We start from the raw sequence: 10,786 nt of genomic DNA on the forward strand, positions 1-10,786 counted from the left end.
ATCTTTTTCAAACTGGTTCGAAAAACATGCTATTAAGTAATGTAACCGCATTCATTAAGATAGAAAATGAATCAAGCGAAAAGAGGTATTTAAAATGAACGATTGGTTAAATTTAGAAGACAAAGTTTATATTGTAACAGGTGGTTCATCTGGTATTGGTGCAGCAATTGTTAAGGAACTTTTAGGACACGGTGCTAAAGTTGTGGATGCTGACTTGAATGAGCCTAAGGAAGCAAATGAAAACTTAACTTTCTGCCATACAGATGTTACTAACAGAAAAGATGTTGAAACTACAGTTGAATCTACAATTTCTGAATTAGGAAGAATTGATGGTGTAGTTAATAATGCTGGAATTAACTTGCCAAGATTGTTAGTCGATGATAAAAAGCCAGAAAGTCAATATGAGATGACTGAGCAAGATTGGGCTAAGATGTTTGCAGTTAATGTTAAAAGCGTAATGTTAATGTCTCAAGCAGTAGGTCGCCATTTAGTTAGTCAAAAACATGGTGTAATTGTCAATATGTCAAGTGAAGCAGGACTTGAGGGTTCTCAGGGACAGAGTATTTACTCAGCTACTAAGGGTGCTATTAATGGCTTTACTCGTTCATGGGCTAAAGAATTAGGTAAGTTTAATGTGAGAGTAGCTGGTGTAGCTCCTGGTATCATGGAAGCTACAGGTTTAAGAACACCAAGCTATGAAAATGCTCTGGCTTATACTAGGAATATTACAGTTGATCAGCTTCGCGCGGGTTATAAGAGTACAACGACTACGCCAATGGGCAGAAGCGGTCATTTATACGAAGTTGCGGATTTAGTATCATATTTACTTTCTGAAAGAGCAAGCTACATTACAGGTGTCACTATCAATGTAGCAGGTGGTAAATCAAGAGGATAAAATTATCAAAGATTGGAGGCCTAGGATATGAACAGCGATTTATATAAAATTATTAGAATATTGCTGGAAAATGGGCCTACAACTATTGATGAATTAGCCTATTTGCAAAATGTAAGCAGATGAACCATTGAAAATAGAATAAAGAATCTATCTCAAATTCTTAAAAATATCGCATCAATAATTAAACGTGGTAATTCTTATAGTTTATCTATTTGTAATTACAACGTTTTTTATCAAATGCAATATAAGTATTTAAAAAGTGGGCTTGATATTGATGATCCAGAGGAAAAATCAATTTGCATTATTTATGAATTGATCAAGCAGACAGATTATATCTCTATTGATGACTTAGCAGATCAGCTGGCGCTTGATAGGCGTTCTATTAGTAAAAGTATAGCTAGTAAAGAAAATTATCTTCAATTGTATTCAGCTAAGGTCATTGGCAAGCAAGGAAAAGGTATCAAAATTTGTTTTAAAAATGAAGCCATGATTTTGCTTTTGCTGAGAAATATTATGACTTTAAAGCGAAACTACATTGATTCAGATCGTTTCAAAACAATATATGCTTCTTTAGATAAGAAGTTTACAGATAAGACTAAATTAAAGGAAATTATATTAAATATTCTTGTGCTTGAAAAGATTAGAAATTGTCATGGTCAGGTAGAAGATAAAATGCCATTTTTTGAGCCTTTGTGGAATAAAGAAAACGTGGAGATTCAGGCATTGGTTTCATGGTTAGAAGTTCATTTCTTGGGTCTAACCTCAACAGAAATTATGTTTCTGTTATCGCCTCTGAATTTAGATAAAAATATCTATACCAATGAAACGAAAGTTGATCAGTTGTTTAATGAAAACCGCAAATTAGTTTATAGTAGTTTGAAGAAAAGCGTGATCAACTACGGTCTTAATACAGATACAGTGTATTACAAGATAAAATGGCATATTTTATTTTTAATTAACCGCTGTATCTTAAGGAAAAAGATTAATGAAACTTTACCTGAAGAAACTGCTGAAAAATATCCTGTTGCTTTTGAATTTGCACTTAGTTTAGCACAAATAATTGAAACTAAATATCATGTCAAGGTCAGCTTAGGCGAAATTAATTACTTAGTACTGTACTTCCAGCAATATATTACTGAATTGAATACAGAAAAGATAAATTTTGCTGAAAAAATTGCAATTATAAAAGATCTTCGTAATTCGGCTAATGATTATTTAGCTAAAATAATAAAAAAGAACTTGCCTAAAGCAAAAATAGTAGTTTTTAATCAAAGACAAGATTTGCTTAAAGACAATGGTGATTACTTATTTGTAATTTCAAAAATGCCATTTGTTTATAAAAATATTCCTGTAATTAATCCTAATTTGTTGTTTAAGAGGGAAAGATTTACAGCGGTAGTTACTATTTCTTTAATTCAAAATATATTACCCAGGGTATGATTAAGGTTGTAAGATATGATCTCAATGAAGATTCTTATTATAAATCTGTTAAAGAACTAGTGGAATTGCTTAGTAAAGATAATGAATTGACCTTAGACTTTTATCAACGTTGGACAGAAAGAAAAAAGAAATCAAATAATGTAATTTCAAATGGAATTGCGATTCCTCATGCAGTTGATAATTCTGGTAGGGAACGGATTCTACTTAGTTTTGGAATTATTAAAAAACGAGTAGTTTACAAGAAGACGAAATTAAGATTTATTGCGTTATTAGGCATTCCTGAGAATTTAGATAGTTCATTAGTTAAAGCAACTTCTGAATTATATGATTTTGTTTCGATGATTGTGCGTAATCAGGTTCTTTTAGAAAATGCGGAAAAGTATAATAATGAAAGATCTTTCATTCAAATGCTAGAAGGAATTTAAGATGAATATTTGGTTTATTTCAATTTTAATTGGCCTAGTTTTTCTTTTACAAAGTATATTAGGCTTTCTGCAATTACAAAATTTCGTTAAAGTTTTTAGGCGAATGAGTAAAAACGGTAAAGTATTAATTGGTAAGAATCCTAAAAAGATTCATGCGGGCAGTTTGCTTTTGTTAAATATAGATCAAGATGCTTATATTCAAAATGCCAGTCTAATGAAAGGCGTGACAGTTTTTGCTAGATTTAAGCGTTTTAAGAAACTAGAAAATAAATCACTGCCAATTTTAGCTAGTTCTTATTATGAGTTACAGCAATTTGATCCATTAACTAGAGAATGTATTCTGAATGCTTATCGTAATTTCATTAATTATCGGACTGGAAAAATGAGTCAAGCAGATTGGGATAAAAACAATAATTTCTTTTCTCTTCCCGTATTTAGTATGTGGAAAGATATGGCGATAATTGGCTTTAATAAGTTTAGTAATAAAGTAAAAACGTTAGTAAAGAAGGCGTAAATTATGAAGTATATAATTGATTTTGCCACATGGTTTATGGGGTTATTTCAAGCTGGTGGCAAACAATTTGCTAACTGGGTAGCAACAATTATTCCTTTGGTTTTGATCATGTTAGTGTTCATGAATGCACTAATTGCATTAATTGGTCAAAAAAAGATGAACAAGTTTGCTAAGGCATCAGCTAGCAATCCGATTATGAGATATATGATTTTACCATTTTTGGCAGCATTTATGCTAGGCAATCCGTTAGCTCATACTATGGGAAAATTTTTGCCAGAGTATTATAAACCTAGCTATTATGCATCATGTGCTCAATTTTGTAATACCAGTAATGGTGTTTTTCCTCATATTAATCCCGCTGAATATTTTATTTGGATGGGGATAGCTGCAGGTGTTCAAAAATTAGGCTTGAATACTATGGACTTAGCAGTTAGATATCTATTAGTTGGTTTAATTATGAACTTTATTGGTGGTTGGATTACTGATTTTACGACTGCATATGTATGTAAAACTACTGGTATTAAGCTGTCTAAAGAGACCAACTTAACTAAGTAATTGGAGGCAATTATTATGACAAAATGGAAGAGCGTGAAAGTAGTTCGCGGATCTGGCGGCTGGGGTGGTCCGATAACGATTACTCCTACTGACCAAAAGAATAAGATTTTATATGTTACCGGCGGTAATCGTCCTGCAATTATTGATAAGTTAAGCAAGCTAACAGGTATGAAAGCAGTGGATGGTTTTAAAACATCTATTCCTGATGAAGAAGTAGCTGTGGCTGTCGTTGATTGTGGCGGTACATTAAGATGTGGGATCTATCCTAAAAAGAAAATCAAGACAATTAACATTTTGCCTACCGGTAAATCCGGTCCACTTGCAGATTTTATTACTCCTGAATTATATGTTTCAGCAGTAGACGTTGATCAAATTACTTCATCATCCGGGGATGCCCCATCTACGACGGATAATAATGAGAGTAAAATTCAAGATAAGAAATCAACTACTTCAACAAAAATCGATACTCAAAAGACACTTACGCAACAAAAAAGTGGTGGCTGGGTAGCTAAAGTCGGTGTTGGCGTTGGTAAAATAGTTGCTACCTTTAATCAAGCCGCTAAAAAATCAGTTAAAACTGTTATCGAAACTATTTTACCATTTATGGCCTTTGTATCTTTGTTAATTGGTATTATTAATGCTTCAGGAATTGGTAAATGGTTTGCTAAGTTGATGACACCACTTGCAGGCAATATTTGGGGTTTAATGATTCTAGGCTTTATTTGTTCACTTCCATTCTTATCACCATTACTTGGACCAGGAGGAGTAATTGGTCAGATTATTGGGACTTTGATTGGTGTAGAAATTGGTAAGGGTAATATTCCACCACAATATGCTTTGCCAGCCTTGTTTGCTATTAATACTCAAAATGGGTGTGATTTTATTCCAGTTGGACTGGGCTTAATGGATGCTGATGCCAAAACAGTTGAAGTTGGTGTAACTTCTGTTTTGTACTCAAGATTTTTAAACGGTGTACCACGAGTATTCATTGCTTGGCTTGCAAGTTTTGGTCTTTACAGTGGTAAATAACGGAAAGGAAATTTAAATGGATGCGCTAAAAAATAAAATTTATGAGACGGAAGTTGTAGATATTGGTAAAGAAGCTCAACAATTTAAAGAAATAAACATGTTGATTTTCTTTGGCAATGAAGCACCTGATGCTTTACGATCTTCATGTTTTATCATTGAAGTAAATGATTTAAAGCAAGATATAGAAGTGGGACAGACTCTTCAAATAGGTGAAACCCAATATAAGATTACTGCTGTAGGTAATGAAGTAAATCGTAATCTACGAAATCTTGGTCATACTGCTGTGAAATTTACTGGAGAAACAACAGCGGACATGCCAGGCTCACTTTATGTAGAAAAAGGAGAATTTCCTACAATCAAGGTAGGTACTAAAGTAGAAATATACTAATATTTCCAATATTAATACTCAAGAATGACATCAAGATCAAAATGATCTTGGTGTTTTTCATCTCTCTAAGTATTTTTGATTGTACGTTTCATTCTAATTTATTTATAATAGTAACTACATACTAAAAGTAAGTAGAGGGAGGAATATGAATGACTAAACCAATTATTGGCATTTCGGGTTCCGTTATTATTGACGATGGCGGGATTTTTCCTGGCTATCATCGTAGCTATGTGAATGAAGACTATGTTGATTCAGTAGTGCAAAATGGCGGAGTGCCATATATCATTCCATTTACGGAAAATGACGAGGTTATTAAAGAGCAGATCGATCATGTTCAAGGCTTGATTTTATCAGGCGGTCATGATGTTGATCCACATTTTTATGGCGAAGAACCGTTGCAAAAGATCGGTGCCACTTGGCCTGAGCGTGATCACTTCGATATGCTTCTGCTTAAATTAGCCGAAGAAAAAGGGATTCCAGTGCTAGGTATCTGTCGCGGTGCGCAGATCATCAACGTTGCGCATGGTGGCACGCTTTACCAAGATTTGTCATACCGCAAAGGCTTAACTTTAAAGCATATGCAGGGACATACGCCAAGTTTGCCTACACATGGGATGAAGGTTGAGCCTGATAGCAAGTTGGCTGAAATTTTAGGTAAGACTGAGTTTAGAGTCAATTCCTTCCATCATCAGTTAATTAAGGATGTCGCGCCTGACTTAAAAGCAGTGGCAACTGCTCCTGATGGCGTAGTTGAAGGATTAGAAAATAAGCAAGGCGATATTATCGCCGTGCAATGGCATCCAGAGATGATGCATCGTAATCCTGATGTAGCTTTCATGAACAATTTATTTAAGTTTGTAATTAATAATGCAAAATAGGGGAGAGTTTTAAATATTGAATGAGAAAACAGGAGATAAATTAGGCTTTTGGTCAATTGTCTTGCTGGCAATTAATGCGATTATCGGATCAGGAATTTTCTTGACCCCAGGTAGCGTTGTACAGCAAGCAGGTTCCAAGGCCTTAGTTGTTTACTTAATCGCAGCCATTTTTGCATCTATTTTGGCAATTTCATTTGCGGCTGCATCAAAGTATGTTACTAAGTCTGGTGCCGCATATGCTTATTCTAAGGCAGCTTTTGGTAAAAAAGTTGGTTTTTACATGGGCGTGTTGCGTTACTTCTCAGCTAGTGTTGCCTGGGGTGTAATGGCCGTTGGGGTTATCAAGTCGACTATTTCTATTTTTGGTGGCGACCCTAATAAAACGATGAGTGTAACGATTGGTTTCTTAGTCTTGATGGCAATTATCACGATCATTAACTTGTTTGGTCAACGCGTTTTAAAGTGGGTGATGAACTTGGCTACTATCGGTAAATTGGCTGCCTTGGTATTAATCATCGTTGCTGGTGTAGTATTGCTGATCACCACTGGTGCTTCAAGTCATATGGCTGAAGTTGATCAAATTACCCAAAACGGACAAAAGATTGTGCCAACTTTGACTACTACCACTTTCGTAATGGCAATCGTTTCAGCGTTTTATGCCTTTACTGGTTTTGAATCTGTAGCTTCAGGTTCTGAAGATATGGAAGATCCGGAAAAGAATTTACCGCGTGCTATTCCATTGGCTATTTTGGTTATTGCACTGATTTATATCGGCGTTGTAGCGGTAGCCATGGTGCTTAATCCTAAGGCATTGATGACTACTAAGCAAGTTGTAGCTGTAGCTGCAATTTTTAACAATGAAATTTTACGGGATATAATTTTAGTCGGTGCCTTGGTTTCAATGTTTGGGATCAATGTTGCTTCTAGCTTTAATGCGCCACGTATCTTGGAGGCAATGGCCCGTGAAGGACAGATGTCAAAAGCATTGACCAAGAGAACCAAAAATAATTTTCCGATTAGAACATTCTTTATCTCAGTTGCTTTGGCGATTTTAATTCCGATGGCCTTTGAATACAATATGGTTAACCTGATTACCTTGAGTGCCATGGTTAGATTTTTAGGTTTTATCGTAGTACCATTAGCTGTCATTCAGTTTTATCGCGGCAAGGCTAGTGAAGATGTTTTGCCAGCTGATAAAAACGTCGTTACGGATGTCGTTGCGCCAATTTTGTCAATCATTGTAGTTGTATTCTTGCTAATTGAGTATAACTGGAAAGCACAATTTGGTGTGATGAATGCAAGCGGACAAGTCATTGACGTCAACTGGTACGCCATCGCCATGATGATCTTTGGCTTCGTAATTTTGCCACTGATTATGGCTTGGATTTCTAGAAGTGAACGAAAAAATTAGATAAAAAATAAAGCATTCTGATTAGTTTCAGAACGCTTTTTTGATTACAGTAATCTAATATCGTCAGCTTCACATTTTTCAACCATGTCTTTTGGCCAGATACTTGCTTGGACTTCACCGATATGAGCTTTACCAAGTAAAAGCATACACAAACGTGATTGGCCAATTCCGCCACCGATCGTGTATGGCAATTCGCCCTTTAAAAGCATCTGGTGGAATGGCAACTTGGCCCGTTCTTCGCAGTGGGCTTTTTTCAGTTGTTCACGCAAGCTTTCTTCACTAACTCGAATACCCATGGAAGAAAGTTCGATCTTTTGGTGTAATGGTTCATACCAGAAGACCAAGTCACCGTTTAATTGCCAGTCATCGTAATCAGGAGCACGACCGTCATGTGGTTTGCCGCTACGCTTTAATTTATCGCCGATCTTCATAATGAAGACGGCCTTTTCTTCTTCAGCAATCTTGCTTTCACGCTCTTCTGGTGAAAGATCAGGCCAGCGGTCTTCAAGTTCTTGGGTAGTAATAAATGAAACGTGATCACCTAGACGGTAAGTAGAACCAGGATAGCGCGCGGATGCTAGCTTTTCAGTTTCTTTGATTGCCTTAAAAATTTTGTTAACGGTGATTTCTAAAGTATCGGTATTGCGTTCTTCCTTACGGATGACCTTTTCCCAGTCCCATTGGTCAACGTAGATGGAGTGAAAGTTGTCTAGATCTTCGTCGCGGCGGATAGCGTTCATGTTGGTGTAAAGACCTTCGTGCATGCCAAAACCATATTTCTTCAATGCTAGCCGTTTCCATTTAGCTAGTGAGTGAACAACCTCAATGGTATCTTCCTTAGGTAATGCCTTCATATCAAAGGCAACGGGCCGTTCAACACCATTCAAATTGTCGTTTAAACCTGTACTTTTTTCGACAAACATTGGAGCAGACATTCTTTGCACGCCTAGAATAGAAGCCAGCTTATCTTGAAAGGTTTCGCGGATATAGACAATAGCTGCTTCAGTGTCGCGGACAGTTAGAGTTGGATGATAATCTTTAGGTAAAATAAGTTCCATAATAATCTTCTTTCTAAAAATAATTTCTTTTTTAGTTGAGAGTAAAGAAAAAGCCCTTCACTCCCTGAATTGCCAGGGACGAAAGGCTCTTTTCCGCGGTACCACCCATATTGTCTAGATCTAGACCTACTCATGAAGCACTATCATGCTCCACCGGCGTGGTAACGTACCGGAGACGTCTCAACCTACTATAAGAATTGTTAGTTCGGTGAGCTGCTAAAAGTGTTGTTCAATAACCCAGGGTCTATTAGCTTCGCACTAACGCTAATTCACTGAAAAGAAATAGGTTATTTACTCGTCTTTTTCATTGCTTTTTAATTTGTTTATATGTATTTAACATTATTTTACGCAAAAAAGCAAGAAAAATTTGTGCTATGATAAATGGAAAAGCGTTTTAGTTATAGATATAAATGAAATTAAACTATTTTAGAGGATAAAAATGTTAGGATTTTCAGTTTATCTCGGACATGAATTAACGTCTGAAGATTATAATTATTTGCTGACGATGCGAAATAGTGGATTCGCGTGCGTCTTTACGCAGCTTGAGGCACCTGATACAGATAGAGAAACAATCTTGAAGCGGCTAAGTAACTTGACTGATTGGTGTCAAAAGTTAGATTTAAAAATTGGAGCAGATGTCTCAGAAGAGATTCTGCAGAAACTAGATATTAATGTCAATAGCGTGGAGCAGATCAAGAGTCTGAATTTGACTGGCTTGAGGGTTGATGATGGTTTTTCAATCGAGATGATCGCTAAGCTCTCTAAGGAAATGCCAATTGTGCTTAATGCTAGCACGATCACACAAGAGGATATTGACAATCTAAAGTACAGCAATGCAAATTTTGATAGATTAACGGCAGGGCATAATTTTTATCCGCGGCCCGAGACTGGATTGGATGCTTCTTGGATGCAGAAGCGTAACAAGTGGCTGCATCAATATGACTTAAAGACTGCCGCTTTTGTTGCGGGGAATGGCAAATTGCGTGGTCCGCTTTTTGCTGGACTGCCTACTTTAGAAAAACAGAGATATGAGAATCCACTAGCTGCTATATTAGAGCTGCAACAGTACGATTGTGATCATGTTTTTATCGGTGATCCACAATTAACGCGGGATGCGATTGAGACGATCACAGATTATGAAAAGGAAGATGCCATTACTCTGCATCTTGATACTGAGATTCTTGAGTTATTTGAAAATGAGTGGCATAATAGACCAGATGTGGCCCGGGATGTCGTTAGACTGCAGGAGAGCAGGAAGAAGCATGTACTATCTACAGAACCACAGGACAATATTTATGCTCGACCTAAAGGCAGCGTAACGATTGATAATAGTCTATATCAACGCTACGAAGGTGAAATTGAAATTACCAAGCGTGATTTGCCTTGTGATAAAAAAGTTAATGTACTGGGACAAGTGAAAGATTATGACTTAGCTTTATTAGACCATATTGGCTCTAGTACACGGGTAATTTTTCGAAAAGCAAATAAAGAAAAGTAGAAATAAGACGCGAACTATTTCCTAGGGAATAGTTCGTATTTTTTATGTTGAAAATATCAAAAAAAGCGATGGAATTAAAACCCATCGCTTAAATATATTATCGGGAAAACAGGATTCGAACCTGCGACCCCCTGGTCCCAAACCAGGTGCTCTACCAAACTGAGCCATTTCCCGTTTTTAAGTGCGCCCTGAAGGATTTGAACCTTCAACCTTCTGATTCGTAGTCAGACACTCTATCCAGTTGCGCTAAGGGCGCATCTATCAACTCAATTAGTATAGCACAAAAGCGTGTGATGCCCAATTATTTTTTAGAAAAAAGACGAGCATTAAGCTCGCTTTCTTCATGATATTCATTATGTAAGAATTGTTAATTGAATTTAAATTGATCTAGAAGAATTAGTCCTTGACAACGTCTTTAACGTTCAACCATTGGATCTTAACGATCTTCTTGCCATTGGCCTTCTTAACAGCCTTAGCAGTGAAGGTTGAACCCATTGAAACTTTCTTGTTGGTCTTCTTGCCGTTAGCGTTTAAAACGCTAACTTTTTGGTTCTTAGTATCCTTAACAGTAACAAAGATCTTGTTGCCTTTCTTGATTGAAGGGTTAGCAGGAGCAACTTCTGAAACACCAAGCTTTGGAGCGTTGAAGCTAGCAGCTTGAGCAACTGAGCTGACACCTAACAAACTCATTGAAG

Annotated in this window: 12 protein-coding genes, 2 tRNA genes and 1 other annotated feature; of the genes, 10 read left to right on the top strand and 4 right to left on the bottom strand. The window is 36.5% G+C overall.

Translation table 11 applies throughout. From position 1 onward, the window contains the following. Positions 1-94: 94 nt before the first annotated feature. The 9 genes from BLP58_RS05680 to BLP58_RS05720 all read left to right on the top strand — a co-directional run bounded on the left by BLP58_RS05680 (position 95) and on the right by BLP58_RS05720 (position 7,535). On the top strand, positions 95-895 hold the full coding sequence (locus BLP58_RS05680) for an SDR family oxidoreductase (RefSeq protein ID WP_013855057.1): 801 nt from the start codon (positions 95-97) through the stop codon (positions 893-895). Between the two features lie 237 nt (positions 896-1,132). Then, positions 1,133-2,335, top strand: a complete 1,203-nt coding sequence (locus tag BLP58_RS05685; RefSeq protein ID WP_025084180.1) for a PRD domain-containing protein — start codon at positions 1,133-1,135, stop codon at positions 2,333-2,335. Further along, positions 2,332-2,760, top strand: coding sequence for a PTS sugar transporter subunit IIA (locus BLP58_RS05690; RefSeq protein WP_025084179.1), 429 nt, complete (start codon positions 2,332-2,334; stop codon positions 2,758-2,760). Before BLP58_RS05685 ends, BLP58_RS05690 begins: the two co-directional genes overlap by 4 nt. A 1-nt stretch (position 2,761) precedes the next feature. Next, positions 2,762-3,274 carry a transcriptional regulator GutM gene (locus BLP58_RS05695; protein WP_013855058.1) on the top strand — a complete coding sequence of 171 codons (513 nt, stop codon included), beginning with the start codon at positions 2,762-2,764 and terminating at the stop codon, positions 3,272-3,274. A 3-nt stretch (positions 3,275-3,277) separates the two neighbouring features. Continuing rightward, positions 3,278-3,829 carry a PTS glucitol/sorbitol transporter subunit IIC gene (gene srlA, locus BLP58_RS05700; protein WP_013855059.1) on the top strand — a complete coding sequence of 184 codons (552 nt, stop codon included), beginning with the start codon at positions 3,278-3,280 and terminating at the stop codon, positions 3,827-3,829. Between the two features lie 15 nt (positions 3,830-3,844). After that, positions 3,845-4,858, top strand: a complete 1,014-nt coding sequence (gene srlE, locus BLP58_RS05705) for a PTS glucitol/sorbitol transporter subunit IIB (RefSeq protein WP_013855060.1) — start codon at positions 3,845-3,847, stop codon at positions 4,856-4,858. 16 nt (positions 4,859-4,874) lie between these two features. Beyond that, the gene (locus BLP58_RS05710) at positions 4,875-5,246 is read left to right on the top strand and encodes a PTS glucitol/sorbitol transporter subunit IIA (RefSeq protein WP_013855061.1); all 372 of its coding nucleotides are present in this window, start codon (positions 4,875-4,877) and stop codon (positions 5,244-5,246) included. A 149-nt stretch (positions 5,247-5,395) separates the two neighbouring features. Beyond that, complete coding sequence (locus BLP58_RS05715) at positions 5,396-6,124, top strand: gamma-glutamyl-gamma-aminobutyrate hydrolase family protein (protein ID WP_013855062.1); 729 nt, start codon at positions 5,396-5,398, stop codon at positions 6,122-6,124. 16 nt (positions 6,125-6,140) lie between these two features. Beyond that, on the top strand, positions 6,141-7,535 hold the full coding sequence (locus tag BLP58_RS05720; protein WP_056956885.1) for an APC family permease: 1,395 nt from the start codon (positions 6,141-6,143) through the stop codon (positions 7,533-7,535). A gap of 44 nt (positions 7,536-7,579) precedes the next feature. Here the strand turns inward: BLP58_RS05720 and asnA are convergent, their stop codons facing one another. Continuing rightward, positions 7,580-8,593, bottom strand: a complete 1,014-nt coding sequence (asnA, locus tag BLP58_RS05725) for an aspartate--ammonia ligase (RefSeq protein ID WP_013855064.1) — start codon at positions 8,591-8,593, stop codon at positions 7,580-7,582. 71 nt (positions 8,594-8,664) lie between these two features. Further along, positions 8,665-8,910: a binding site (T-box leader), on the bottom strand. Between the two features lie 122 nt (positions 8,911-9,032). On the opposite strand from asnA, the gene BLP58_RS05730 reads away from it, so the two are divergent. Then, entirely contained in the window at positions 9,033-10,091 is a 1,059-nt protein-coding gene (locus BLP58_RS05730) for a DUF871 domain-containing protein (protein ID WP_013855065.1), read from the top strand. Positions 10,092-10,191: 100 nt separating this feature from the next. Here BLP58_RS05730 and BLP58_RS05735 read toward each other — a convergent pair. The 3 genes from BLP58_RS05735 to BLP58_RS05745 all read right to left on the bottom strand — a co-directional run. Beyond that, positions 10,192-10,265: transfer RNA gene (locus BLP58_RS05735), tRNA-Pro, on the bottom strand. A gap of 8 nt (positions 10,266-10,273) precedes the next feature. After that, positions 10,274-10,347: transfer RNA gene (locus BLP58_RS05740), tRNA-Arg, on the bottom strand. Between the two features lie 140 nt (positions 10,348-10,487). Next, positions 10,488-10,786, bottom strand: a 299-nt coding sequence (locus BLP58_RS05745) for a hypothetical protein (RefSeq protein WP_074484253.1), incomplete at its 5' end; no start/stop codon positions are given.

Source organism: Lactobacillus kefiranofaciens, from assembly GCF_900103655.1.
GTDB lineage: Bacteria > Bacillota > Bacilli > Lactobacillales > Lactobacillaceae > Lactobacillus > Lactobacillus kefiranofaciens.

Bases quoted from the DNA above. Each gene is read 5' to 3' on its own strand.
- BLP58_RS05695 (WP_013855058.1), top strand. From the start codon at position 2,762: ATGAATATTTGGTTTATTTCAATTTTAATTGGCCTAGTTTTTCTTTTA.
- asnA (WP_013855064.1), bottom strand. From the start codon at position 8,593: ATGGAACTTATTTTACCTAAAGATTATCATCCAACTCTAACTGTCCGC.
- BLP58_RS05690 (WP_025084179.1), top strand. From the start codon at position 2,332: ATGATTAAGGTTGTAAGATATGATCTCAATGAAGATTCTTATTATAAA.
- srlA (WP_013855059.1), top strand. From the start codon at position 3,278: ATGAAGTATATAATTGATTTTGCCACATGGTTTATGGGGTTATTTCAA.
- BLP58_RS05730 (WP_013855065.1), top strand. From the start codon at position 9,033: ATGTTAGGATTTTCAGTTTATCTCGGACATGAATTAACGTCTGAAGAT.
- BLP58_RS05680 (WP_013855057.1), top strand. From the start codon at position 95: ATGAACGATTGGTTAAATTTAGAAGACAAAGTTTATATTGTAACAGGT.
- BLP58_RS05710 (WP_013855061.1), top strand. From the start codon at position 4,875: ATGGATGCGCTAAAAAATAAAATTTATGAGACGGAAGTTGTAGATATT.
- BLP58_RS05685 (WP_025084180.1), top strand. From the start codon at position 1,133: ATGCAATATAAGTATTTAAAAAGTGGGCTTGATATTGATGATCCAGAG.
- srlE (WP_013855060.1), top strand. From the start codon at position 3,845: ATGACAAAATGGAAGAGCGTGAAAGTAGTTCGCGGATCTGGCGGCTGG.
- BLP58_RS05715 (WP_013855062.1), top strand. From the start codon at position 5,396: ATGACTAAACCAATTATTGGCATTTCGGGTTCCGTTATTATTGACGAT.